This is a genomic window from Lysobacter xanthus (assembly GCF_047159895.1).
In genome coordinates, this window is sequence record NZ_BAAGAB020000020.1 from 15,486 (window position 1) to 40,048 (window position 24,563).

Annotated in this window: 26 protein-coding genes and 1 pseudogene; 18 read left to right on the plus strand and 9 right to left on the minus strand. The window is 70.6% G+C overall.

Going from position 1 to position 24,563, the window contains the following annotated elements:
- Positions 1 to 4: 4 nt before the first annotated feature.
- The 3 genes from nudE to mazG are packed head-to-tail and all read left to right on the plus strand — an operon-like array spanning position 5 to position 2,201.
- Positions 5 to 550: an ADP compounds hydrolase NudE gene (nudE, locus tag ACY35P_RS07285; RefSeq protein WP_462115172.1), complete on the plus strand. Its 546-nt coding sequence runs from the start codon at positions 5 to 7 to the stop codon at positions 548 to 550.
- Positions 547 to 1,377: a 3'(2'),5'-bisphosphate nucleotidase CysQ gene (gene cysQ, locus ACY35P_RS07290; RefSeq protein ID WP_462115173.1), complete on the plus strand. Its 831-nt coding sequence runs from the start codon at positions 547 to 549 to the stop codon at positions 1,375 to 1,377. The genes nudE and cysQ overlap by 4 nt, the downstream gene beginning before the upstream one ends.
- Positions 1,341 to 2,201: a nucleoside triphosphate pyrophosphohydrolase gene (gene mazG, locus ACY35P_RS07295; protein WP_462115174.1), complete on the plus strand. Its 861-nt coding sequence runs from the start codon at positions 1,341 to 1,343 to the stop codon at positions 2,199 to 2,201. Before cysQ ends, mazG begins: the two co-directional genes overlap by 37 nt.
- A gap of 17 nt (positions 2,202 to 2,218) precedes the next feature.
- On the opposite strand, the gene ACY35P_RS07300 is transcribed toward mazG, so the two are convergent.
- A complete protein-coding gene (locus ACY35P_RS07300; protein WP_462115175.1) occupies positions 2,219 to 2,521 on the minus strand; it encodes an Mpo1-like protein in 303 nt (100 codons plus the stop codon).
- A 25-nt stretch (positions 2,522 to 2,546) separates the two neighbouring features.
- Positions 2,547 to 2,885 carry a DMT family protein gene (locus tag ACY35P_RS07305; RefSeq protein ID WP_462115176.1) on the minus strand — a complete coding sequence of 113 codons (339 nt, stop codon included), beginning with the start codon at positions 2,883 to 2,885 and terminating at the stop codon, positions 2,547 to 2,549.
- Between the two features lie 94 nt (positions 2,886 to 2,979).
- Between ACY35P_RS07305 and ACY35P_RS07310 the strand changes: the two genes are divergently transcribed.
- From ACY35P_RS07310 to ACY35P_RS07330, 5 genes are all read left to right on the plus strand, one after another.
- Entirely contained in the window at positions 2,980 to 3,690 is a 711-nt protein-coding gene (locus ACY35P_RS07310; RefSeq protein ID WP_462115177.1) for a response regulator transcription factor, read from the plus strand.
- A 13-nt stretch (positions 3,691 to 3,703) separates the two neighbouring features.
- Positions 3,704 to 4,978 (plus strand): sensor histidine kinase, encoded by a 1,275-nt coding sequence (locus tag ACY35P_RS07315; protein WP_462115178.1) that lies wholly within the window; start codon positions 3,704 to 3,706, stop codon positions 4,976 to 4,978.
- A 79-nt stretch (positions 4,979 to 5,057) separates the two neighbouring features.
- Positions 5,058 to 6,584, plus strand: coding sequence for an efflux RND transporter periplasmic adaptor subunit (locus ACY35P_RS07320; protein WP_462115179.1), 1,527 nt, complete (start codon positions 5,058 to 5,060; stop codon positions 6,582 to 6,584).
- Positions 6,581 to 7,321, plus strand: coding sequence for an ABC transporter ATP-binding protein (locus ACY35P_RS07325; protein WP_462115180.1), 741 nt, complete (start codon positions 6,581 to 6,583; stop codon positions 7,319 to 7,321). Before ACY35P_RS07320 ends, ACY35P_RS07325 begins: the two co-directional genes overlap by 4 nt.
- Positions 7,318 to 8,550, plus strand: coding sequence for an ABC transporter permease (locus ACY35P_RS07330; RefSeq protein WP_462115181.1), 1,233 nt, complete (start codon positions 7,318 to 7,320; stop codon positions 8,548 to 8,550). The genes ACY35P_RS07325 and ACY35P_RS07330 overlap by 4 nt, the downstream gene beginning before the upstream one ends.
- A 46-nt stretch (positions 8,551 to 8,596) precedes the next feature.
- Here ACY35P_RS07330 and ACY35P_RS07335 read toward each other — a convergent pair whose 3' ends face one another.
- Complete coding sequence (locus tag ACY35P_RS07335) at positions 8,597 to 9,781, minus strand: S8 family peptidase (protein WP_462115182.1); 1,185 nt, start codon at positions 9,779 to 9,781, stop codon at positions 8,597 to 8,599.
- Positions 9,782 to 10,138: 357 nt separating this feature from the next.
- Here ACY35P_RS07335 and ACY35P_RS07340 point away from each other — a divergent pair, with 357 nt between their 5' ends.
- From ACY35P_RS07340 to ACY35P_RS07380, 9 genes and pseudogenes are all read left to right on the plus strand, one after another.
- Positions 10,139 to 11,161: an isoaspartyl peptidase/L-asparaginase family protein gene (locus ACY35P_RS07340; RefSeq protein ID WP_462115183.1), complete on the plus strand. Its 1,023-nt coding sequence runs from the start codon at positions 10,139 to 10,141 to the stop codon at positions 11,159 to 11,161.
- Positions 11,162 to 11,267: 106 nt separating this feature from the next.
- Positions 11,268 to 11,660, plus strand: coding sequence for a diacylglycerol kinase (locus ACY35P_RS07345; protein ID WP_462115184.1), 393 nt, complete (start codon positions 11,268 to 11,270; stop codon positions 11,658 to 11,660).
- A gap of 33 nt (positions 11,661 to 11,693) precedes the next feature.
- A complete protein-coding gene (locus ACY35P_RS07350) occupies positions 11,694 to 12,425 on the plus strand; it encodes a TerC family protein (RefSeq protein WP_462115185.1) in 732 nt (243 codons plus the stop codon).
- A gap of 87 nt (positions 12,426 to 12,512) precedes the next feature.
- Positions 12,513 to 13,133 (plus strand): annotated as a pseudogene (locus tag ACY35P_RS07355) (LemA family protein); the annotation flags it as partial.
- Positions 13,134 to 13,245: 112 nt separating this feature from the next.
- Positions 13,246 to 14,292 carry a TPM domain-containing protein gene (locus ACY35P_RS07360; protein WP_462115186.1) on the plus strand — a complete coding sequence of 349 codons (1,047 nt, stop codon included), beginning with the start codon at positions 13,246 to 13,248 and terminating at the stop codon, positions 14,290 to 14,292.
- Positions 14,292 to 14,780, plus strand: coding sequence for a TPM domain-containing protein (locus ACY35P_RS07365; protein WP_462115187.1), 489 nt, complete (start codon positions 14,292 to 14,294; stop codon positions 14,778 to 14,780). The genes ACY35P_RS07360 and ACY35P_RS07365 overlap by 1 nt, the downstream gene beginning before the upstream one ends.
- Before the next feature lie 60 nt (positions 14,781 to 14,840).
- Positions 14,841 to 15,719 carry a prolipoprotein diacylglyceryl transferase gene (gene lgt / locus ACY35P_RS07370; RefSeq protein WP_462115188.1) on the plus strand — a complete coding sequence of 293 codons (879 nt, stop codon included), beginning with the start codon at positions 14,841 to 14,843 and terminating at the stop codon, positions 15,717 to 15,719.
- Between the two features lies 1 nt (position 15,720).
- On the plus strand, positions 15,721 to 16,515 hold the full coding sequence (locus ACY35P_RS07375) for a thymidylate synthase (protein WP_462115189.1): 795 nt from the start codon (positions 15,721 to 15,723) through the stop codon (positions 16,513 to 16,515).
- Positions 16,515 to 17,009, plus strand: coding sequence for a dihydrofolate reductase (locus ACY35P_RS07380; RefSeq protein ID WP_462115190.1), 495 nt, complete (start codon positions 16,515 to 16,517; stop codon positions 17,007 to 17,009). Before ACY35P_RS07375 ends, ACY35P_RS07380 begins: the two co-directional genes overlap by 1 nt.
- Positions 17,010 to 17,016: 7 nt before the next feature.
- Here ACY35P_RS07380 and ACY35P_RS07385 read toward each other — a convergent pair whose 3' ends face one another.
- Genes ACY35P_RS07385 through lptD form a run of 6 tightly spaced genes read right to left on the minus strand, consistent with a single transcriptional unit; the run spans position 17,017 to position 24,005 of the window.
- Positions 17,017 to 17,943, minus strand: coding sequence for a symmetrical bis(5'-nucleosyl)-tetraphosphatase (locus ACY35P_RS07385; protein ID WP_462115191.1), 927 nt, complete (start codon positions 17,941 to 17,943; stop codon positions 17,017 to 17,019).
- A 7-nt stretch (positions 17,944 to 17,950) separates the two neighbouring features.
- Positions 17,951 to 18,334, minus strand: a complete 384-nt coding sequence (apaG, locus tag ACY35P_RS07390; RefSeq protein ID WP_462115192.1) for a Co2+/Mg2+ efflux protein ApaG — start codon at positions 18,332 to 18,334, stop codon at positions 17,951 to 17,953.
- A gap of 46 nt (positions 18,335 to 18,380) precedes the next feature.
- Entirely contained in the window at positions 18,381 to 19,181 is an 801-nt protein-coding gene (gene rsmA / locus ACY35P_RS07395; protein WP_462115193.1) for a 16S rRNA (adenine(1518)-N(6)/adenine(1519)-N(6))-dimethyltransferase RsmA, read from the minus strand.
- A gap of 42 nt (positions 19,182 to 19,223) precedes the next feature.
- Positions 19,224 to 20,204 carry a 4-hydroxythreonine-4-phosphate dehydrogenase PdxA gene (gene pdxA / locus ACY35P_RS07400; protein WP_462115194.1) on the minus strand — a complete coding sequence of 327 codons (981 nt, stop codon included), beginning with the start codon at positions 20,202 to 20,204 and terminating at the stop codon, positions 19,224 to 19,226.
- A gap of 1 nt (position 20,205) precedes the next feature.
- Positions 20,206 to 21,573, minus strand: coding sequence for a peptidylprolyl isomerase (locus ACY35P_RS07405; RefSeq protein ID WP_462115195.1), 1,368 nt, complete (start codon positions 21,571 to 21,573; stop codon positions 20,206 to 20,208).
- Entirely contained in the window at positions 21,570 to 24,005 is a 2,436-nt protein-coding gene (gene lptD, locus ACY35P_RS07410) for an LPS assembly protein LptD (RefSeq protein ID WP_462115196.1), read from the minus strand. Before lptD ends, ACY35P_RS07405 begins: the two co-directional genes overlap by 4 nt.
- Before the next feature lie 110 nt (positions 24,006 to 24,115).
- Between lptD and msrB the strand changes: the two genes are divergently transcribed.
- Positions 24,116 to 24,563 (plus strand): peptide-methionine (R)-S-oxide reductase MsrB (gene msrB, locus ACY35P_RS07415; RefSeq protein WP_462115197.1); only part of this gene is annotated, 448 nt, incomplete at its 3' end.

Genomic DNA, 24,563 nt, shown 5'->3' on the forward strand with positions numbered 1-24,563 from the left:
CCGCATGAAGACGCTGCCGACCATCCACGGCGTGACCGAGCACGACGCCGGGCCGTACCGCATGGAGCGGCTCGACCTCGAATTCAGCAACGGCGAACGCCGCCAGTTCGAGCGCCTGCACGGGCGCGGGCATGGGGCGGTCGTCGTGGTGCCGATGCTGGACGCCGAGACCGTGCTGCTGGTGCGCGAGTACGCGGCCGGTTTCCATCGCTACGAGCTGGGGCTGGTGAAGGGCCGCATCGACCGCGGCGAGACGGCCGAGGAAGCCGCGGACCGGGAGCTCAAGGAGGAGGCCGGCTACGGCGCGCGTTCGCTGCTGCGCCTGCGCGAGCTTTCCCTCGCGCCGACCTACATGAGCCACTCCGCGCAGCTCGTGATCGCGCGCGACCTGTATCCGGAGCAGCTGCCGGGCGACGAGCCCGAGCCGCTCGACGTGGTGCCGTGGAAGCTCGCCGAACTCGATGCACTGATCCTGCGCGAGGACTTTTCCGAGGGCCGCTCCATCGCGGCGCTGTTCATCGCCCGCGAGTGGCTGAGGACCCAGAGTTGATCGATTCCACCCTGCGCGAGGCCGTCGTCGACCTCGCCTACGACGCCGCCCGCGCGATCCTGCGCGTCTACCGCGAAGACTTCGACGTCGAGCGCAAGACCGATGCGTCGCCGCTCACCGAGGCCGACCTCGCCTCGCATCGCTGCATCGCCGAAGGCCTCGCACGGCTGACGCCCGACATTCCCGTGCTGTCGGAGGAAGCCGAGCACAAGGTCGCGCCGGAGGTGCGGCGCGCGTGGTCGCGGCTGTGGATCGTGGATCCGCTCGACGGCACCCGCGAATTCGTGAAGCGCAACGGCGAGTTCACCGTCAACATCGCGCTCGTCGAGGACGGCGTCGCGACGTGGGGCGTCATCCAGGCGCCCGTGACCGACGTCGCCTGGCACGGCGGGCCGGGCCTCGGCGCCTTCCGTCGTGAACGCGCGGAGGCCGCCGACGCCGCGATGCGCATCGGCCCGTCGTCGGCGCCGTTGCGCGTGGCGGCGAGCCGGTCGCACCGCGACGGCCGCAGCGAGGCCTTCATCGAGGCGATGCGCGCGGGCGGCGACGTCGAGCAGGTCAACCTCGGCTCCTCGCTGAAGTTCTGCCGCATCGCCGAGGGCGGCCTCGACGTCTATCCGCGCTTCGGCCCGACCTGCGAATGGGACACGGCCGCGGGGCAGGCGATCCTCGAAGGCGCGGGCGGGCAGGTGGTCGATCCGCGCGGCCGGCCGCTGCGCTACAACGTGCGCGAGACGCTGCTCAACGGCGACTTCATCGCGGTCGGCGACCCGGCCCTTCCGTGGGCCGCATGGACGCAAGCCGCCCAGGCGGCGCGCGCCTCGTGAGCCTCGACGGCGATCCGCGCGACGTCGCGACGCTCGTCGCGATCATGGCGCGCCTGCGCGATCCCGACGGCGGCTGCCCCTGGGACGTGAAGCAGACGTTCGCGACCATCGCGCCGTACACGATCGAAGAAGCCTATGAAGTCGCCGATGCGATCGACCGCGGCGACCTCGGCGACCTGCGTGACGAACTCGGCGACCTGCTGCTGCAGGTGGCATTCCACGCGCGCATGGCGCAGGAGCAGGGCGCGTTCGACTTCGGCGACGTCGTCGCGTCGATCAACGACAAGATGATCCGCCGGCATCCGCACGTCTTCGCCGATGTCGCCGCACGCGACGACGCCGACGCGCAGCTCGCCGACTGGGAATCGCTCAAGCGCGCCGAGCGCGAGGCGAGGGGCGAGGCGGACACGTCGCTGCTGGCCGGGATCGCGCGCGGACTGCCCGAATGGCAGCGCGCGGTGAAGCTGCAGAAGCGCGCGGCGACGATCGGCTTCGACTGGCCCGGCCCCGCGCCGGTCATCGACAAGCTGCACGAGGAGATCGACGAGGTGCGCGTCGAATTCGACGCACGCGCCGCGGGCGAGGCCGGCGCGCAGGATCGCCTGGAGGACGAGATCGGCGACCTGCTGTTCGTGGCCGCGAACCTCGCACGGCATGCGAAGGTCGACCCCGGCGTGGCGCTGCGCCGGGCGAACGCGAAGTTCGAGCGGCGGTTCCGTGCGATGGAGCGATTGGCCGCCGCCGACGGCGTCGACCTCGCCGCACTCGACCTCGATGCACAGGACGGCTACTGGAACCGCGCGAAGGCCGAAGAGCGGCGCTGAGCCGCGCGGGTCTTCCGTTACAGCCGCACGCGGCCGCGCAGGACGTCGACGAACATCGCCCAGTCGCCCATCAGCGACCACAGCGGATGGCGGAACGTCGCGGGCCGGTTCTTCTCGAACATGAAGTGCCCGATCCACGCGAAGCCGTAGCCGCACAGCGGTGCGCCCAGCAGCCAGCGCGCGTCGCGCGTGAAGGCCGCCGCGGCGATGAAGGCCAGCACGCCCCAGCTGCCGACGAAGTGCAACCGGCGGCTGACCGGGTGCGAATGCTCGGACAGATAGAAGGGATAGAACTCGCGGAAGCTCTCGAAACGATCCATCACGGGTCCCCGCAGTGCGCGCGGCTCAGTCGAGCGCGATGAGCCAACCGGCCACGGCGATCATCGCGAAACCGACCCAGTGGTTCCACTTGAGCGGCTGTCCGAGGTACCACGTCGAGAACGCCGCGAAGACCACGAGCGTGAGGATCTCCTGCATGCCCTTGAGCTGGGGCGCGCTGTAGACCCGAGCGCCCAGCCGGTTGGCGGGCACCTGCAGGCAGTACTCGAACAGCGCGATCCCCCAGCTGGCCAGGATCACCCAGCGCAGCGGCGCGGCCTTGAACTTGAGGTGGCCGTACCAGGCGAAGGTCATGAAGACGTTCGCGGCAAGCAGCAGCAGGGGGCTCAGGATTCGTTCGTTCATCGAAGTCAGGAAGGTTTGAGTGAAACCGGGGTTCTTCACAGCGTCTAGACTCGGCGCCGGGCACCTTTCACAAAACTGAAGGAGGGCTCCCCCGATGCAGACCAACCGAGACGGCGGCCTTGTTCTCATCATCGAGGACAACCGCAACATTTCCGAGATGATGGGCGAATACCTCGAGAGCCGCGGCTTCGAGGTGGACTACGCCTCCGATGGCCTCGACGGCTACCGGCTGGCGGCCGAGAACAGCTACGACGTGCTGGTGCTGGACCTGATGCTGCCGCGCCTGGACGGCGTGGAAGTGTGCAAGCGGCTGCGTGAGGAAGCGCGCAAGTCGACGCCGGTCCTGATGCTGACCAGCCGCGACACGCTCGACGAGAAGCTCACCGGCCTGTCCGCCGGCGCCGACGACTACCTGACCAAGCCCTTCGCGATCCAGGAACTCGAGGCCCGCCTGCGCGCCCTGATCCGTCGCGAGCGCCGGCAGGTGGGCGGGGAGGTGCTGAAGGTCGCCGACCTGGTGCTCGACCCGGCCAGCCTGCGCGTGACCCGGGGCGGCGTCGAACTGCAGCTCTCGCCGATCGGCCTGCGCCTGCTCACCATCCTGATGCGCGAGTCGCCCCGCGTGGTGAGCCGCCAGGAGATCGAGCGCGAGATCTGGGGCAACGGCCTGCCGGATTCCGACACGCTGCGCAGCCACCTGTACAACCTGCGCAAGACGATCGACAAGCCGTTCGACAAGCAGCTGCTGCACACGGTGCAGTCGGCCGGTTACCGTATCGCGGACATCTCCCAGCCGCCGGAGTGATCCGGCGCCCCCGATGGCCCACGGGCTTCCCCGGAAAATCAAGATCGCGTTCATCGTCCAGGCGCTCGTCGCGAGCCTGGTGATGGCGCTCGGCGTCGCCTGCGCGGAGCTCGGTGTCCGCCAGGTGCTGCTGCGTGACCGGCTTTCGGATGAGGCGGCGAGCATCTGGGTCCAGCGACGCGAGGCCCCGGCCGCGCCGATGCCGCGCAACTCGCGGATGTCCACGTACTTCGTGCCGGCCGGTGGCGACGTCACCCCGCTGCCGGCCGAGCTGCGCGCCGCCGATGCGGGCGCCCACGTGCCGCTGTGGGGCTCGCCGGCCACGTACGTCGAGCGTCGCGGCGAGGGCACGCTCTACATCCGGTTCGACCCCGCCTACAACGATGCCGCCGTCTTCTGGACCGGCGGGCTCAGCCTGCTGCTCGCCCTGCTGGTGACGTACGTCTCGGCGTGGCTCACCTATCGCACCTCCAAGCGGATGGTCGCGCCGGTGAGCTGGCTCGCCGGCGTCGTCGCCCGCTGGGACCCGCGCAGCGGCGACACCCATGCGCTCGCGCCGCACAACCTGCCGGTCGACTCCACGCTCGAGGTGCGGCGCCTCGCGCATGCCCTGCGCGGGATGGCCGGACGGGTGGCCGAATTCGTCGACCGCGAGCGGCAGTTCACCCGCGATGCCAGCCACGAGCTGCGCACGCCGCTCACCGTGATCCGCGTGGCCTCCGACATCATGGCGGCCGACCCCGAGATCCCCGAGCGGTCGCGCCGGGCGGTCAACCGCGTCCAGCGCGCGGGCCACGACATGCAGGCGGTGATCGACGCCTTCTTCATCCTCGCCCGCGACGCCGAGATCGACGCCGAGAGCGAGCGCTTCGACGTGCACGAGGTGGTCGACGACGAGGTCGAGATCGCGCGCGGCCTCATCGGCGACAAGCCCGTCGAGGTGATCGTCCGCGACGAGGGCGGCGCGGTGGTCGACGCGCCGCGGCGCGTGCTCTCGCTGATGGTCGGCAACCTGCTGAGCAACGCGGTGCGCTTCACCGAGCGGGGCCGCGTCGAGGTGGTGCTGACACCCGACCGGATCGAGGTCCGCGACACCGGGGTGGGCATGTCGGGCGAAACGCTCACGCGCGCCTTCGATGCCTTCTACCGGCACGACCGCGACGGCAGCGACGGGATGGGCATCGGCCTGTCGATCGTGCGTCGACTGGGGGAACGCTTCGGTTGGCCGGTGGAGCTGGACAGCACGCCGGGACAGGGCACAGTGGCGACGATCCGGCTTCGCCGCTGACCGCCTGTCAACGGGTCGCGCCTTCGTGCGTTTCCCCCGTTTACGCCATCCTGCACGCCTTCCCGACGCCCCTTTCCGCATGAGCCGACCCGCGCCTGCCGCACCCCGTCCCGCCCGCCGCCGCCTGATCGGCGCCGTCGCCCTGATCGCCCTGGCCGTCGCCGGCGGCCTGTACTGGAAGAAGCACCGCGCCGCGGCGACCGACGAGGGCGGCTACCGCACCGCTCGCGCCGAGCGCGGCGACATCCGCGTCGTCATTTCCTCGACCGGCCAGCTGAGCGCGATCTCCACGGTCGTCGTCGGCAGCGAGGTCTCGGGCCGGGTAACCGACGTGATGGTCGACTTCAACGATCGCGTGCGTCGCGGGCAGGTGCTCGCGCGCATCGACCCGAGCACCTACGAGGCGCAGATCGCGCAGGGCAGCGCGTCGGTGAATGCCGCGCGCGCCAATGCCGCCGAGGCCGAAGCCGCGCTGCGCAATGCCGAGCTCGACTACCGCCGCAAGGCCGACCTCGGCCGGCAGAAGCTGGTGGCCCAGGCCGACGTCGACCTCGCCCGCAGCACGCTGGAGCGCGCGCGCGCGCAGCTGGCCGCGAACCGCGCGCAGATCACCCAGCAGCAGGCGGGCACGCGCACCGCGCGGCTCAACCTGGGTCGTAGCGAGATCCGCTCGCCCGTCGATGGCGTGGTGCTGACGCGCACCATCGAACCCGGCCAGACCGTCGCCGCGAGCTTCCAGGCGCCGGAGCTGTTCAAGCTCGCGGAAGACCTGTCGAAGATGAAGATCGAGCTCGCCGTCGACGAGGCCGACATCGGCCAGGTCGACGTCGGCCAGCGGGCCTCGTTCACCGTCGACGCGTTTCCCGATCGCCGCTTCACCGGCCGCGTGGCGCAGGTGCGCCTGTCGGCGACGACGACCAACAACGTCGTGACCTATCCGGTCGTGATCGAGGTCGAGAACGACGACGGCCGGCTGCTGCCGGGCATGACCGCGAACGCCGAGATCGAGGTGAGCCGTCGAGACGGCGTGCTGCGCGTGCCGAACGCGGCGCTGCGCTACAAACCGAGCGACGAGGAAGCCGCGGCGATGCAGGCCGATGCCGGCCCGTCGGGCGGGCGCGGCGGCGTCACCGAGGAGCTGCCGAAACTCGCGGCTTCGCTCGGGCTCGACGCGACGCAGCGTGCCGCGTTCGACGCGGCAGTCGAGCAGGTGCGCCAGCGGATGGCGGCGCGTCGCGCGCAGATGCAGCAGCAGGGTGGCAACCGCCTGTTCGCTGCGGCACCGGGCGGCGGCGCGCGTCCGGGCGGCGGTGGCGCACCGGGCGGCGCCGACTCCGGTGCGATGCGCCAGCGCATGGCCGAGCGCATGGCCCAGCAGTTCGGCGCGTTCCGCGCGACGCTGCGCGAGGAGCAGCAGCAGCGCTGGGATCGCGGGCTCGACACGTTGCTGGCCGCGCGTCGTGCGCCGGTCTACCTGCTGGTCGACGGCAAGCCGAAGATGGCGATGGTGCGGCTGGGCGCGAGCGACGGCACCAACACCGAGGTCTCCGGTGCGATCAAGCCCGGCGACGTCGTGATCACCGGTGCGGAGCGCAAGGCGAAATGAGCGAGGCCGTCATCGAGACGCGCGGCCTCGGCAAGGTCTATTCGCCCGGTACCGAAGCCGAGGTCGTCGCCCTGCGCGGCGTGGACCTGTGGATCGGCCGTGGCGAATTCGTGGCCATCATGGGCCCGTCGGGCTCCGGCAAGTCGACCCTCATGAACCTGCTGGGCTGCCTCGACACGCCGAGCGAGGGCGTCTACCGCTGCGGCGGTGTCGACGTGGCCACGCTCGACGCCGAGCAGCGCGCCGTCCTGCGGCTCGGCAACATCGGTTTCGTCTTCCAGGGCTTCAACCTGCTGGCGCGCCTCGACGCGCTCGAGAACGTCGCCCTGCCGCTCAGCTACGCGGACATCCCGCGCGCCGAGCGCCTGCAACGCGCGCAGGCCGCGCTCGAGTCGGTCGGCCTCGGCGCGCGCCTGCACCACCGGCCGACCGAACTGTCGGGCGGCCAGCAGCAGCGCGTGGCGATCGCGCGGGCGCTGATCAATTCGCCGCCGGTGCTCCTCGCCGACGAGCCCACGGGCGCGCTCGACACGAAGACCGGCGAGGAGATCCTCGCGTTGTTCAAGCAACTGCGCGACGACGGCCACACCGTCATGCTGATCACGCATGATCCGGAAGTCGCGCTGCATGCCGACCGCGTGTTCGTGATGCGCGACGGCGAGCTGCACGAGCAGGACGACGAGACCCGCGTGCCGGACATCGCGCCGCCCGCCCCCCGCCCGGAGGGCATGCCATGAGGCTCGGCGAGACGCTTCGTACCGCGACGTTTTCGCTGCGCGGCAACTGGATGCGCAGCGCGTTGACGTCGCTCGGCGTGATCATCGGCATCGCCGCGGTGATCGTGATGGTGTCGGTCGGGCAGGGCACGCAGGCGGAGATCGACAAGCTCGTCTCGGGCCTCGGCTCGAACCGCCTCGACGTCGGCCCGGGCCAGGGTCGTGGCTTCGGCGGCGTGCGGATGTCCTCGGGCAGCTTCTTCACCCTCAGCGACGGCGACGCCGCGGCGATCCGCCAGGACGTGCCACAGGTGCAGTACGTCGCGTCGTCGCTGCGCGGCAGCACGCAGGTGGTGTTCGCCGAGAACAATGCGCAGACGCAGTGGCAGGGCGTCGAGGCCGACTGGTTCGCGATCAACGCCTGGGAGCTTGCGGCCGGCGACGGCTTCACGCAGTCCGACTACGCCGGCGGCAAGTCGGTGATCCTCGGCGAGACGGTGCGCCGCACGCTGTTCGGCGACGAGGAAGCGGTCGGGCAGACGGTGCGCCTCGGGCGCACGCCGTTCACCGTCGCCGGCGTGTTCAAGTCGAAGGGGCAGGGCGGCTTCGGGCAGGACCAGGACGACCTCGTCGTCGTGCCGCTGGAAACCGCGCGGAGGCGCCTGATGGGCGCGATGGGCCTGCCCGCGGGTGCGGTGATGCAGATCGCCGTCGGCGTCGCCGATGCGAAGGACCTCGACTACGCGCAGGGCGAGATCGAGGCGCTGCTGCGCCAGCGCCACAAGATCCAGCCCGGCGACGAGGACGACTTCAACGTGCGCAACATCGCGCAGGTGGTCGCCACGCGCACGCAGGCCACGAGGCTGATGGGCCTTCTGCTCGGCGCGGTCGCGAGCATCTCGTTGATCGTGGGCGGCATCGGCATCATGAACATCATGCTGGTGTCCGTGACCGAGCGAATCCGCGAGATCGGCCTGCGCATGGCCGTGGGCGCGGGGCCGCGGGACATCCAGCGCCAGTTCCTCGCCGAAGCGATGCTGATTTCGCTGATCGGCGGCGCGCTCGGAATCCTCATCGGCATCGGCGGCGCGCTCGCGGTCGAGAAGTTCGGCTCGCTTCCGGTGAAGCTCGACGGCAGCGTGATCCTGCTCGCCGCGGGCTTTTCGATCGCGACGGGCCTGTTCTTCGGCTTCTATCCGGCGCGCAAGGCGTCGCGGCTCGATCCGATCGAAGCGCTCCGCTCGCAGTGATCGAAGGAAGGCGGCCCGAGGGCCGCCTTCCGTCAAGCTTCGAGCATCAACGCGAGTAGAGCAGGATGTTCGGCGAACCGTTCACGCCCGAGATCCGGCCGGTGGTGCCGTTGCCCGTGAGCCAGCTGCGGACCTGCGATGGCGTCGCCGATGGCACGCGCTGCAAGTAGAGCGCCGCGGCGCCCGCAACATGCGGCGACGCCATCGACGTACCGCTGATCGTGTTCGTCGCCGTCGTGCTCGTGTACCAGGCCGAGCGGATCGAACTGCCGGGGGCGAACAGGTCGACGCAGGAGCCGTAGTTGGAGAACGACGAGCGCGCGTCGGACGAGGTGGTCGAGCCGATGGTGATCGCCCCGGCCGCGCGTGCCGGCGAGTAGTTGCACGCGTTCGCGTTGTCGTTGCCCGCGGCGACCACGACCGGCACGCCCGAGTTCGACAGGTTGTTCACCGCCGTGTCGACGGCCGACGAGGCGCCGCCGCCGAGCGACATGTTCGCGACCGCCGGCTTCACTGCGTTGTAGCGAACCCAGTCGATGCCCGCGATCACGCCCGAGTTGGTGCCCGAGCCGTCGCAGCCGAGCACGCGGACCGGCACCGGGCGCGCCGACTTCGCGACGCCGTACGTCGCACCGGCGATCGTGCCGGACACGTGCGTGCCGTGGCCGTTGCAGTCGGTGGTGCCGCGGCCGTCGCTGATCGCGCTGTACCCCGACAGCACGCGGCCGCCGAATTCGCTGTGGCTTGCGAGGATGCCGGTGTCGATGACGTAGGCGCGCACGCCCGAGCCCGTGTAGTCGTAGGTGTAGGTTCCGCTCAGCGGAAGCGCGCGCTGGTCGATGCGGTCGATGCCCCAGGTCGCGCCGCTCTGCGTCGCGTCCACGTGCACGATCGCATCCTCCTCGACGAACGCGACGCGCGGGTCCTTCAGCATCCGCGTCACCACCGCTTCCGGTGCGCGCACCACGAAGCCCTGCAGCGCGTTGCGGTAGATCAGCTTCACGTCGCCGCCGTGCCGCGCCACGAGGTCGACGGCGGCGTTTTCCGCTGCACGCGCGAGGCCCTGCTCGCGGGCGAGCCCGGCCGGCACGCCGAGGCTGTCCGGCTTGAGGACGACGATGTACTGGTTGTCGACCCGCTCCTTCGCGGCGCGGACGAGGGTGCCGGCGCTGGCGGCCGTCGAGCAGAGGACGAGGGAAACGGCGACCGCGAGAATGCGCTTGTTGTTCATTGCTGCTCCATCAGAAGGGGGAGCCCGGTACCACCGTGGCGACCGGGAGTCGCGCCGGACTGCGGCGCGCGCCGACAATCCGAACGCCCGTTGAACGGTGTCAACGCCGTCTGTCCGATCGCGTTCATTTCGCCCGTTGCATGCGCTGCCGTACGCGTGCGTTCCCATGACGCGAATGCGCTTGTTTTCAGGGGTTTCACGCGTCTCGACGGCCCCGCGCACCATCCGTCGGATCGGTCAGCAACGTGATGCTCCGGTCAAGAACCTTGTTGCAGTGCGGCGTCGAAACGGTGCGTCGTTTCGAGCCCCGCGGTGGCGCCTGCGGCTATGCTCGGCGCGTCCCCAGGGAAACCCGACATGCGCCTCGCACCCGCCGTCCTGCTCGCCTTCGCCATGACCGCTTCCGCCCAATCGCCTGCGCCGTCCAGCCCGCCGACGCGCACCGCGCTGGTCATCCATGGCGGTGCCGGGTTCGTCCCGAGGGAGTCGCTCGATGCCGCCGATCGGCGCGAGATCCACGACACGCTCGAGCGCGCGCTCGATGCCGGCAACGCCGTGCTGCAGCGCGGCGGCGCGGCACTCGACGCGGTGGAAGCGTCGATCCGCGTGCTCGAGGAATCGCCACGCTTCAACGCCGGCAAGGGCGCGGTATTCAACGCCAAGGGCGGGCATGAACTCGATGCGGCGGTGATGGAAGGCCACACGCGTCGCGCCGGTGCGGTCGCCGGCGTCACCACCGTGCGCAGCCCCATCAAGCTCGCCCGCGCGGTGATGGAGCGCAGCCCGCACGTGATGCTGGCCGGTGCCGGCGCGGAAGCGTTCGCCGACACGCAGAAGGACATCGAGCGCGTGCCCAACAGCTGGTTCGACACGCCGAACCGGCGCCAGCAGCTCGAGAAGGCGCAGCGCGAGGAGAAGGCGAAGTCGGCCTCGCTCGATGCCGACGGGCGCCGCTACTACGGCACCGTCGGCGCCGTCGCCCTGGATCGCGCCGGCCACATCGCCGCGGGCACGAGCACGGGCGGCATGACCAACAAGCGCTGGGGCCGCGTCGGCGATGCCCCGATCATCGGCGCGGGCACATGGGCGGACGACCGCTGCGGCGTCTCCGGCACCGGCTGGGGCGAGTTCTACATCCGCGCCAATGCCGCGCACGACATCTGCGCACGGGTGGCCTATCTCGGCACGCCGCTCGCGCAGGCGGCCGAGGAGGTGATCAACAGGATCATCCCGGCGATGGGCGGCGACGGCGGCGCGATCGCGCTCGACCGCGACGGCAACATCGCAATGCCCTTCAACAGCGGCAGCATGTTCCGCGGCTGGATCCGCCCGGACGGCAGCCGTGGCGTCGCGATCCACGAGGAAGACCTCGTTCCCTGATCGGCGCCGGGCGCATGCGAGAATCCCCGGGCGCGGTCCGGGGAGCCGCGCGACCGATCTCCGCGACGACGGCGGTGCCCCGGGCCGACCGTCCGGGACGACTCCCATGGCCGACACCGTCGGGCACCTGCCTCGCCATCCGATGCGCATCCTGAAGGCGGCCAAGTGGTCGATGCAGGGCCTGCGCGCCGCCTGGATCCACGAATCCTCGTTCCGCCTCGAGGTCTGGCTGTTCGTGCTGCTCGCGCCCCTGGCCTGGTGGCTGGGGCAGGGCGGCGTCGAGCGCGCGCTGCTGATGGGCTCGATGCTGGCGGTGATGGCCGTGGAGCTGCTCAATTCCGCGATCGAGGCGGTGATCGAGCGCTACGGCGCCGAATTCCACGAGCTCGCCGGCCGCGCGAAGGACATGGGCTCGGCCGCCGTCTTCGTGATGATGCTCAATGTGCTGCTGACCTGGGGCGCGATCCTGCTGCCCCGCCTGATGGCGCCGGCCGCGTAAACTGCGCGACCCGATGACGACGGACGCCCGGTGATGGAGATGCTGCTCGACCCCCAGACCTGGATCACGCTGGTGACCCTGAGCGCGATCGAGATCGTGCTGGGCATCGACAACCTCGTCTTCATCTCGATCGCCGTCAGCAAGCTGCCCGCGCACCAGCGCGACCGTGCACGCCGCTTCGGCATCGCGGTGGCCTGCATCACCCGCATCGCGCTCCTGCTCACGCTCGCCTGGCTCGCCGGGCTCACCGATCCGCTGTTCACGGTGCTCGGCCGCGGGATTTCCGTGCGCGACCTCGTGCTCATCGTCGGCGGCCTGTTCCTGCTGGTGAAGGGCACCGGCGAGATCCGCGACCTGATCGTCGGCGAGCCCGAGGAAGCGGACGTGCACACCAAGCCGGTAGCCGCGTTCGGAATGGTGATCGCGCAGATCGCGGTGATCGACATCGTGTTCTCGCTCGACTCGGTGATCGCTGCGGTCGGCATGGCCAACCAGCGTGCGGTGATGGTCGGCGCGATCCTGCTGGCGGTCGCGGTGATGCTGCTCGCGTCCAAGCCGCTCGGCCGCTTCATCGACGAGAACCCGACGATCAAGATGCTGGCGCTCGCCTTCATCGTGCTGGTCGGCATCTACCTCGTCATCGAAGGCTTCGGCCTGCACCTGTCGAAGGGCTACATCTACGGCGCGATGGCGTTCTCGGCCGTGGTCGAGATCCTCAACCTGACCGCCCGTCGCCGCGCGGCGCGGCGCGTCGTCCCGGAGTAGCGCCCGGGCCCCGTCACGTCGTATTTATTGCCGCTTGGGGCAGGATGACGCCCTGCCGCCCACGCCGGACGACGACCGAGGCCCGCCATGCGCAAGACGCTCCACGCCCTGCTCCTGCTGACGCTCGCCACGCTGCTCAGCGGCTGCGGCTACAACACCATCCAGCAGAAGGACGAGGCGGTGAATGCCGCCTGGTCGCAGGTGCTCAACGTCTACAAGCGTCGTGCCGACCTGGTGCCGAACCTCGTCGCCACGGTGAAGGGCTACGCGAGCCACGAGGAGCGCGTGCTGACCGAGGTGACCGAGGCCCGCTCGCGCGTCGGCAGCATCAACGTCAATGCGGACGATCCGAACTCGCTCGCGCAGTTCCAGGCCGCGCAGTCGCAGTTGCAGAGCGCCATCGGCCGCCTGCTCGTGGTCAGCGAGAACTATCCGCAGCTCAAGGCCGACCAGAACTTCCTGCAGCTGCAGGCGCAGCTGGAAGGCACGGAGAACCGCATCGCGGTCGAGCGCCAGCGCTACATCGCCACCGTGCAGGACTACAACACCTACCTGCGCCAGTTCCCGACCAACCTGACGGCCAAGATGTTCGGCTACAAGGTGCGGCCGAACTTCGCGGTGGAGAACGAGGCGCAGATCTCGAGCGCACCGACCGTCGACTTCGGCACGCCGCCGCCGGTGAACACCGCGCCGACGCAGGCGCCTGCCGCCCCCGCACCGCAGGCGTTGCCGGCGCCGTCGTCGGGCACGCTGCAGCCGTCGACCGCGCCGTCCGCCACGCCGGCACCGGCTACCGCGCCGCAGGGCTGATCGCCCGACGATGCACGCGCGTCTCCGACCGTGGCTGGCCGCCGCGCTGCTGACCGCGGCGCTGGCGGCCGGTGCGCAGGTCCTCGCACCCAGCACCCCGCCGCGCGGGCTCGGTCCCGCGGCGCCCATCGCGACCGCGCCGCCTGCGGCCGCACCCGCGGCCCCCACGGCCGTCCCCGCACCGGCGCCGGTTGCCGCGCCCGTGCTCGAGACGCCGGCCGGCTTCGCGCCGGTCCCGCCGCTCACGTCCCCCGTCGTCGACACCACGGGCACGCTCGACGCGGCGAGGCGACGCCAGCTCGAGCAGCAGGCGCTCGAACTCCAGCAGCGCAAGGGCGCGCAGCTGCAGATCCTGATGGTGCCGACCACGCGGCCGGAGGAGATCGAGGAATACGCCGTGCGCGCGTTCGAGCAGTACAGGCTCGGCCGCAAGAAGGTCGACGACGGCGTGCTGATCGTGATCGCCAAGGACGACCGCCGCGCGCGCATCGAGGTGGGGTACGGCCTGGAGGGTGCGCTGCCCGACGCCACGGCCATCCGCGTCATCAACGAATACATGACGCCGCACTTCCGGCAGGGCGACTACGCGGGCGGGCTGGTGGAGGCGACGCGCGTCATCGCGCAGGTGGTGGACGGCGAGGCCCTGCCGCCGCCGATGGCCTCCTCGCGCGCGGAGGGCGCCGCCCGGTCGGCCGCACGCGGCGGTAATCCGCTGCTGGCGCTGATCGCCGCCTTCTTCGTCGCGCGCTTCGTGCGCGGCCTGTTCGGCGGCACGCCCGCGTTCTTCCGCGGCATCGCCGGTGGCCTCGCGGCCGGCTTCGTCGCGCTGCTGCTCGCCAACATCGTGTTCGGCGCGATCGGCGGCATGATCGGCTTCTTCATGGGCCTCGCCGGCGGGCGCCGCGTGCGCTACGCGCGCGACGCGGGGCTCGGCGGCTTCTGGGGCGGTGGCTTCGGTGGCGGCGGCTTTGGTGGCGGTGGTGGCTTCGGCGGCGGTGGCGGCTGGGGCGGTGGCGGCGGCATGAGTGGAGGCGGTGGCGCCTCGGGGAGCTGGTGATGCGTGCGCTCCGGCACCTGTTCGCCGCGTCGTCGGCCCGCACGTTCCCGCCCGATGCGCTCGAGCGCATCGCCGCGGCGATCGCGGCGAGCGAGGCCCGCCACACCGGCGAGGTCTGCTTCGCCGTCGAGGCCGCGTTGCCGGTGCGGCTCGCGCTCGTCGACCATCGCCCGCGCGAGCGCGCCGCGGAGGTCTTCACCCGCCTGCGCGTCTGGGACACCGAGGCGAACAACGGCGTGCTGGTCTACATGCTGCTCGCCGACCGCGCGATCGAGATCGTGGCCGACCGCGGCTTCAATGGACGCGTGGCGGACGAGGACTGGTCGACCATCTGCGCCGACCTGGAGGCCGCGATGCGCGCAGGCGAGCACGAGGCGGGCGTGCTGCGGGCCGTCGAGGCGATCTCCGCCCTGATGGAGCGCGATTTCCCGCGTCCGCAGGGTTACGTCGACACCAACGAGCTGCCCGATCGCCCGCACCTGCTCTGAGGCATGACGGCGGCCGCTGCAGCGGCGACAATACGGGCCGCTCCCGCGTCGGCCGACCTGATGACGATCCTGCACGACATCGACCCGATCGCCCTGCACCTCGGGCCCGTCCAGGTGCACTGGTACGGCGTCATGTACATGCTCGGCTTCATCGCCGCCTGGCTGCTCGGCCGTCGCCGCATACAGGCCGGCCGCCTGCCCGGCATCAGCGAGCAGGGCTTCGGCGACATGCTGTTCTACGGGATGCTCGGCGTCGTGCTCGGGGGGCGGATCGGCTACATCCTCTTCTACGCGTTCGGGGATTTCCTGAAGAACCCCCTGATGCTGCTGCGCATCTGGGAAGGCGGCATGAGCTTCCACGGCGGCCTGCTCGGCGTGATGCTCGGCATCTGGCTGTGGTGCCGTCGCCAGCGCCTGCACTACATGGACGCGATGGACTTCGTCGCGCCCCTCGTGCCCCTGGGCCTCGGCTTCGGCCGGCTCGGCAACTACATCGGCGGCGAGTTGTGGGGCAAGCCGACCGGTGCCGGCTGGGGCGTGATCTTCCCGCGCGCGCTGAAGGCGCCGTACGACTCGATGCCGATGCAGAAGCTGCGCGAGCTCCATGCGAGCGGGCAGCTCGATGCGTTCGCGCGCCATCCCTCGCAGCTGTACCAGGCGGTGCTCGAGGGCATCGTCATGGCGGCGGTGCTGTGGTGGTTCTCGAGCCGTCCGCGCCCGCGCTACGCGGTCGGCGGCATGTTCGCGCTGCTGTACGGCGCATTCCGCTTCCTGGTCGAGTTCGTGCGCGAGCCCGACCAGCAGCTCGGCTACCTCGCGTTCGGCTGGGTGACGATGGGCCAGGTGCTGAGCCTGCCGCTGATCCTCGTCGGCCTGGTCTGGCTGTGGTGGTCGCGTCGGCAGCCGACGCTGCAGCCCGTGCCGGCGGCGGCGCACTGACATGCGCGCGTATCTCGACCTGCTGCGCCACGTGCTCGAACAGGGCACGGTCAAGGCCGACCGCACCGGCACCGGCACGCGCAGCGTCTTCGGCTGGCAGATGCGCTTCGACCTCGCCGAAGGCTTCCCGCTCGTCACCACCAAGAAGCTGCACCTGCGCTCGATCGTGCATGAGCTGCTGTGGTTCCTGCGCGGCGAGACGAACGTCGCCTACCTGCGCGAGAACAAGGTCAGCATCTGGGACGAGTGGGCCGACGCGGACGGCGAGCTCGGCCCGGTGTACGGCAAGCAGTGGCGCCGCTGGACCGGCAGCGACGGCTCGGAAATCGACCAGATCAGGTGGGTCGTCGACGAGATCCGCCGCAATCCCGATTCGCGCCGGCTGATCGTCAGCGCCTGGAATGTCGCCGACCTTCCGCGCATGGCGCTGATGCCGTGCCACACGATGTTCCAGTTCTACGTGGCCGACGGAAAGCTCAGCTGCCAGCTCTACCAGCGCAGCGGCGACATCTTCCTCGGTGTGCCGTTCAACATCGCGAGCTACGCGCTGCTGACGCACATGGTCGCGCAGGTCTGCGGCCTCGGCGTCGGCGACTTCGTGCACACGCTGGGCGATGCGCATCTGTATTCCAACCACGTCGACCAGGCGCGCGAGCAGCTGACGCGCGAGCCGCGCCCCTTGCCGAAGCTGGTGCTGAACCCCGAGGTCACCGACCTGTTCGGCTTCCGCTTCGAGGACATCGCGATCGAAGGCTACGACCCGCATCCGGCGATCAAGGCGCCTGTCGCCGTCTGATGCGCATCTCGATCGTCGTCGCGCTGGACCGCAACCGCGCGATCGGCGTCGACAACACGCTGCCCTGGCACCTGCCGGACGATCTCAAACGCTTCAAGGCCCTGACGCTCGGCAAGCCCATCCTGATGGGACGGCTCACTGCCGAATCGCTCGGTCGGGCGTTGCCGGGCCGCCTCAACCTCGTGCTGACGCGCAGTGGGCGCGTGCCCTTCGCGGGCATGCAGGCGGTCGCCAGCGTGGACGAGGCGATCGAGCGTGCGCATGCCGAAAACGCGGACGAGCTCGCGGTGATCGGCGGCGGCGGCGTGTTCGCCGCGACCCTGCCGATCGCGACCCATCTTCATCTCACTTGCGTCGACACTGCCGTCGAGCGCGCCGACGCGTACTTCCCGGCGTACGACGTCGCCGCATGGCGCGAGGCCGCGCGCGAGCACCATGCCGCCGATGCGCGGCATGCGGCGTCGTTCGACTTCGTGGACCTCGTGCGCGCCTGAGCGTGCGTCAGACGGCGGGCGTCGGCGCCTGCGGCCGGGGACGACGCCCGCGGTCGCGATCGCGACGTCCGTCGCGACCCTGCGGCTGCGGTCGCGGCTTCGGCGGCTGCGCCGGCACGTCGCGACCGGGCGACTGCACGAGCTGCAGTTCCTCGGTGTCGAGGCGCAGCGCGGTGAGCTTGCCGCCCCAGACGGCACCCGTGTCGATCGCATGCACGCCGTGGCCGATGAAGAGCCCGAGCGCGGACCAGTGCCCGCAGACGATCTTGAGGTCGCGCGTCGCCTGGCCGGGGACCGAGAACCATGGATAGAGGCCGGCCGGCTGCGTGCCGGGCGGCCCCTTGTCCTCGAAGGCGATCCGCCCGCGCGGGCTGCAATAGCGCATGCGGGTGAAGATGTTGATGATCGCGCGCCAGCGGTCGATGCCTGCCAGGCGCGGATTCCACGCCGGGGCGTCGCCGTAGATGTGCTTGAGCAGGCGCGAATGCTGGTCGCCCTGCAGCACCTTCTCGACTTCCCGCGCATGGCGCTCGGCCATCGCGATCGTCCACTTCGGCGCGATGCCCGCATGCAGCATCGCCCAGCCGAGCTCGCGGTCGACATGCATGAGCTTCTGCTGCCGCAGCCAGCCGAGCAGTTCGTCGCGATCGGGTGCGGTGACGATGCGCTGCAGGTCGGTGTTGACCTTGCGCTGCTCCTCCTCGCGCCGTTCGCCGATCGCGAGCAGCGAGAGGTCGTGGTTGCCGAGCACGACGACGCTGTGCGCGCGCAGCGAATGCACGAGGCGCAGCGTCTCCAGCGACTGTCCGCCGCGGTTGACGAGATCGCCGCAGAACCACAGGCGGTCCTTCGCGGAATCGAAGGCGATGCGTTCGAGCAGGCGCTGCGTCGCGTCGTAGCAGCCTTGGAGGTCGCCGATGGCCCAGACCGTCATGCGCGGGTCAGTGCAGCGTGCGCGGCACGGCGAGCGTGAACGCGGGGATCGGCGCCTCGAAGCGCGTGCCGTCCTCGGCTTCCATGCGGTAGCTGCCGCGCATGGTGCCGAGGTCGGTTTCGAGCACCGCGCCCGAGGTGTATTCGAAGGCCTGCCCGGGCTCGAGGTGCGGCTGCTGGCCGACCACGCCTTCGCCGTCGACCTCGCGGATCTGGCCGTGGGCGTCGGTGATGATCCAGTGCCGGCCCAGCAGCTTCGCCGCGACCGCGCCGCGGTTCTGCACGCGCACGGTGTAGGCGAAGACGTAGCGGTCCTGCTCGGGCTCGGACTGGTCCTCGAGGTAGCGGGCCTGCACCTCGACGCCGATCGCGGGGGAATGGCGTTCGTTCATCCGCCGGAGTTTACGTGCCGGGGCGTGCAGGCGAAACCGCGTGCCTTCACGCGGCGTCGCGTGCGAGCGCGTTGGCGAGCACCACGAAACCGTCGACCGGCACCTGTTCGGCGCGATGCTGCGGATCGAGGCCCGCGGCGCGGATGGCGTCGGCGTCGCAGATCTTCGAGAGCGCATTGCGCAGCGTCTTGCGGCGCTGGCTGAAGGCATCGCGCACGACGTTCGCGAACATCGCGCGGTCGGCAACGGCGATCTCCGAGGCGGGCCTCGGCACCAGCCGCACGACCGCCGAGTCGACCTTCGGCGGCGGCCGGAACGCGCCCGGCGGCACGTCGAACAGCGGCGTAACCCGGCAGTAGGCCTGCAGCATCACGCCGAGCCGCCCGTAGACCTTGCTACCCGGGCCCGCCGCCATGCGGTCGACCACTTCCTTCTGCAGCATGAAGTGCATGTCGCGCACCACGGCGGCGTGGTCGAGCGCGTGGAAGAGGATCGGCGACGACAGGTTGTACGGCAGGTTGCCCACGAGGCGGATCGTGCCGCCCGCGGCGAGCTCGGTGAAGTCGACCTGCAGGACGTCGCGATGGATCACCTGCAGCGCGCCGTGCGCGTGCGCCGCCTGCGTCAGCGGCGCGATGAGGTCGCGATCGAATTCGATGACGGTGAGCTCGCCGTGCCGATCGAGCAACGGAAAGGTGATCGCGCCCTGGCCCGGGCCGATCTCGACGAGGCGATCGCCCGGCTGCGGATCCACGGCCAGGACGATGTTCGAGATGATCCCGCGGTCGTGCAGGAAGTGCTGGCCGAGGCTCTTCTTCGGCGGTTCGGTGAACGGACGGCTGCTCATCGACGGATTATCCCGCATGCGCCGCCAGAGGCGGCGAACGCCTCAGCCGGCGAGGCGATGCGCCGCGAGTCGCGCGCACAGGTCGGCCGCGGCGAACAGGCTCGACGGATCGGCGCGCCCCGTGCCGGCGAGGTCGAGCGCGGTGCCGTGGTCCACCGCGACGCGGGGATAGGGCAGACCAAGGGTGATGTTCACCGCGCGCTCGAAGCCGCTGTACTTGAGCACCGGCAGACCCTGGTCGTGGTACATCGCGATCACCGCATCGAAGCCCGAGAGCTTCGCCGGGAGGAAGGCGGTGTCGGCGGGCAGCGGACCGGTGAGGTCGAGGCCGGCTTCGCGCAGGCGCGCCATTGCGGGCGCGATCACCTCGATCTCCTCGCGGCCCAGCACGCCGTCCTCGCCCGCATGGGGATTGAGGCCGAGCACGGCGATGCGCGGCGCGTCGAAGCCGAAGTCGCGTCGCAGCGCGGCATCGACGATGCGCAGCGTGCGCTCGAGCGCGGCGGCGGTGATCGCATCGGGCACCGCGCGCAGCGGCAGGTGCGTGGTCACGAGCGCGACGCGAAGGTCGTCATGGCCGAGCATCATCACCACCTCGCAGTCGGCCAGTCGCGCGAGCAGTTCGGTGGTGCCGGTGTAGTCGATGCCGGCCTCGTTGACGACCGCCTTGTGCACGGGGCCGGTGACCAGCCCATCGAGCCGGCCGTCGAGGCAGTCGCGGGCAGCGCGCGTCAGCGCATCGATGACGGAGGCCGCGTTCGCGACGTCCAGCCGGCCGGGGATGGCGGCGTGGGCGACGGGGACGGACACCAGGCCCAGCGCGCCGGCCCGAGAGGCATCCGGGGCGTCCGGCGCGACGAGGTCGAGGGGAAGGCCGAGCCGTCGGGCGGCGTCGGCCAGCACGCCGGCGTCGGCGTAAGCCACGAGCGCGTGCACCCGCGGGCGCTGGGCCAGCCGGACACACAGCTCCGGCCCGACGCCGGCCGGCTCGCCCGGGACCAGCGCGAGCCGGGGTGGGATCACGTCAGCCGCCGGAGGCGGCCGGGGTCGCGGCTGCGGCCGCGGTCGTGCCGAGGCGCACGTCGACGTAGGCCTCGCCGCGCAGCTCGCGCAGGTAGCGGTTCCACTCGTCCTCGAGCTTGCGGCGGCCGATCGTCTCGGCGACCTGCGCACGGCGGCTCTGCGCCCCGGCATCGGCCTGGCGCGTTTCGAGGCGCTGCAGGATGTGCCAGCCGGCCTGCGTGCGGAACGGCTTGGAGACCTGGTTGTCCTGCAGCAGCGTGACCTGCGCGCCGAACTCCGGGCCGAAGTCCTCGGCCGCGAACCAGCCGAGGTCGCCGCCCTTGCCGGCGCTGTTCTGGTCCTGCGAGCCCGAGCGCGCCAGTTCGGCGAAGTCGGCGCCGCCAGCGAGGCGGGCCGCCAGCGTCTCGGCCTCCGCACGCGCCTGGTCGTCCGTCTTGCCGTTGCCGACGCGGATCAGGATGTGGCGGCCGTGGTACTGCGTGACCATCTGCGACGGCGCGCTGCTGCCGTCACGGACCTCGACCACACGAAGCAGCTGGAAGCCGCTCGGGCCGCGGATCGGGTCGCTGACCTGGCCGGGCTGCAGATTCTGGACGAGGCGGGCGAACGCAGCCGGGATCTCGTCGCCACCGCGCCAGCCGAGGTCGCCGCCTTCAAGGGCGTTCGGGCTGTCGGAGTAGCGCACCGCGGCGGCGGAGAATTCCATCTCGCCGCGGTCGAGCAGGGCGCGGATGCCCTCGGCCTTCTTCTGCGCGGTCGCGATCTGCTCGGGCGTCGCGCCGTCGGGCAGGGCCACGAGGATGTGGGCGAGGTGGTACTGCTTGCCCGAGGTGGCCGTGGCCGCGACCGCGGCGTCGATCTCCGCATCGGTCACGTTGATGCGGCCCTGCGCGAAGCGCTGGCGCAGGCGCTGCAGCATCAGCTCCTCGCGGACCGAGGTGCGGAACTCCTCGTAGGTCGACCCGTCGGCGGTGACGCGCGCGCGCAGCTGCGCGGGCGTCGAGCCGTTCTGCTGGGCGATCCCGGCGACGGCCTGGTCGACTTCCTCGTCGTTGACGCGGATACCGGTCTCCTCGGCGCGCGCGACCTGCAGGCGGTTCAGCACGAGGCGCTCGAGCACCTGCTTCTGCAGCACGTCGAGCGGGGGGAGCTGGCCTTCCTTGCCGGCGTACTGGCTGCGGATGTTCGCGATGGCGCGATCGAGCTCGCTGCGCAGAACGACGTTCTCGTTCACGACGGCCACGATCCGGTCGAGCTCCTGGGCCTGCTGCTGGGCGGCGGCGGTCAGGGGCGCGGCAAGCGGCGCGGCCAGCGTCGCGGACAGCAGGCACGCGAGCAGCGTCTTCACCGGGCGGGAGGATGTCTTCATGGGGTCGGGTCTGGAGTCGTGGAGGTGCCGGTCGTCACGGGCGTACTCACCGTGGACGGAGGGACCAGATACAGGTCATCCCGGTCGTAACCGAGAATAGCACGGCGCAATACGCGCTCCGTCTTCTGCCCGGCCGACCCCAGACCCTTCAGTTCAACTTCGATTTGGAGAGCGTTGTTCAGGTTGCCCGAGCGATCGCGCAGGTAGCGGCGGGCCACCGCGCGCACCGCGAGGCAGCAGCTCTCCCACTGGACGCCGGCGATCTGCTCCAACGGCTTGCGGTCGAGCAGCGAGTAGTAATACCGGCCGACGATGCTCCAGTTGTCCGTGACCGGATACAGGAAGGAGAGGTCGACCTGGCGGATCAGGTCGGGCTCGCTGCCGGGCACCGCCGGGTTGTAGGCGGTGTTGCGGCGGTAGCGGTAGCCGAGGTTGACGATGCCGCGGTCACCGACGAGGTAGCGCGCGCGCAGGCTTGCGAGGTCCTGGCCGCGGATTTTCGGATCCCACTGGTAGGCACCGTTGATCAGCCATCGGTCGCTCGGAGCGAAGCTGGTGTCGATCACCCACGCCGACTTGCCCTGGTCGACAGGGGCCTCGGCACCGGGAATGAAGACGCGACTGGAATCGAAGTAGCGGATCTGGCCGAGGCTGACCGCCAGCCGCTCGCGGCCGTCGGACTCGCCGATGAAGCGGGTCGTGGCGGCGATGGTCAGCTGGTTCGCGTCGGTCTGGCGGTCGGGGCCGCTGTAGCGGTTGTCGCGGAACAGCTGGCCCCAGCTGAACGTCATCGGGCCGGTGTCGAACAGCGGGATGCCGTTCTGGTCGCGGTAGGGCACGCGCAGGTAGAACAGGCGCGGCTCCAGCGTCTGCAGGTAGCGCTCGCCGCGGAATGCGGTCTCGCGGTCGAAGTACATGCCGGCGTCGACGCTCGCGATCGGCAGGCTGCGCGTCCGCGACGTGCGGTCGAAACCGGGCACGCCGCGCCAGGCGCCGTCGAGCTGCCAGGCGGTGTAGCGCCAGGCCAGGCGCGGATGGACGAACCAGCTCGCGCCATCGAGGTTCGCGGCGACGTACGGCTTCAGGTCGAAGCGCGAGCCGTCGAACTGGCCAGTCTGGTTGTCGTAGTCGGCATGGCGGAAGTGGACGAGTTCGCTGTCCGCGCCGGCTTCGAGGATGCGACCGAACGGTTGCGCCCAATGGCCCCAGACGCGCGGCAGCCGGTCGTACGGCAGGTTCGCCTCGCTGAGCGTGTAGTCGGCCAGCTGGTAGTGGTCGGCGGAAACGCCGGCGTTCCAATAGCGCCCGTTGCCGACGACGCGGACATCGCTGGTGACGAAGTAGTTCGAGACGCCGTACAGGCTGTTGCTGAAGTCCTCGAGGTAATGGGTGTCGCTGACCCAGCCGAGGTTGGCGCGCGCGTACCAGGCACCGTTGATGTTGTGCAGCGCGTTCAGGCCGAACTGCCCGCGGTTGTTCTCCGGGAGCGTCGCGCCCGGGATCGGGTTGCCGGCGATGTCGTTGAGGTAGCGGTCCGGGCGGCGACCGGGCAGGTCGTCCTTCGGCATCCAGGCGCCGTAAACCGTGCCGTTGCCCTGTCCGTACAGCCAGCGGAACTCGCCGCCGAGCTGCACGCCGCGCTTGCTCATGATGCGCGGATAGAGCGTGGCGTCGTAGTTTGGCGCGAGGTTCAGATAGATCGGCTGGCGCCAGTCGAAACCGTTGCGGCTCGAGCTCGAGATCGACGGATACAGCAGGCCGGTCTGGCGGCGATCGTCGGTCGGGAAGGGGAAGTACGGCACGTAGAGCACCGGCACGCGGCCGATGCGCAGCGTGGCGTTGCGCGCGACGCCGCGACCCTTCGCCATGTCGATGTCGATTTCTCGCGCGCGCAGTTCCCAAGCACGCTGGCCGGGATCGCACGTCGAGTAGGTTGCGCCGTACAGCGCGCCGGTGTCGTCCTTCAGCGTGATCTTCTCGGCGCCGCCGTTGCCGCGCCGGCGCATGAGCTGGTAGTCGAGGTCGCTGATGGTGTGCGTGTCGGTGTCCTGGTTGCCCTCGGCGCTCTTGGCGACGATACGCATGCCCGAATCCTGGTACCGCACGCTGCCGTCGGCCTTGTAGTTGCCGGTGGTCTGGTTGTAGACGAGCCGGTCGGTGCCGAGGAACTGGTCGCCGCGCCGCAGCTGGACATTGCCCTGCACGAGCGTGTCGGCGTTCTCCGAACCCTCGAGCGCATCGCCCTCGATGTCGGTGGGCTGCTGCACGCGCGTCTTCGAATTGCCGTCCGTCGAGGTCGCCACGCCGTCGAAGGCGGGCACCGCGTCGCGCAGCGGACACAGGCTCCAGTCCTCCCCGTCCTCGGCGGCCATCGCCGGAAGGGCGAGGGCGATGCACAGCGATAACGGGAGCAGGCGGAGAGTCTTGCGCACGCGGGGCATCCGTCGGTAATGAATGGCGTTCAGGCCATCGGGCGGTTAGCTTGCCGTATCCCCGACGGGGCGGCAACGCGGCAGGATCGGGCCCAACCAGTGGAGGCGACATGAGTTCGGACGACAGGCAGGACACGCCGCCGGCACGCAGCGACGAGGAATGGCGGAGCCGGCTGACCCCGGAGCAGTACGCGGTCTGCCGATGCTCGGCCACCGAGCGCGCGTTCACGGGACAGTTCTGGAACCACAAGGCCGCGGGCACCTACACCTGCGTCGCCTGCGGCGAAGGCCTGTTCCTGTCCGTCGACAAGTACGACTCCGGGAGCGGGTGGCCGAGCTACGTGCGGCCGGCGACGCCGGAGGCCGTCACCGAGCACGAGGACACGGCCCACGGCATGCGGCGCGTCGAGGTGAAGTGCGCGCGCTGCGAATCGCACCTCGGCCACGTGTTCCCGGACGGCCCGCCGCCGACGGGGCTGCGTTACTGCATCAATTCCGCGGCGCTGGACTTCGTGCCGGAGGCACGGCACGCAGGAAGGCGGCGTCGTCGTCGGGATT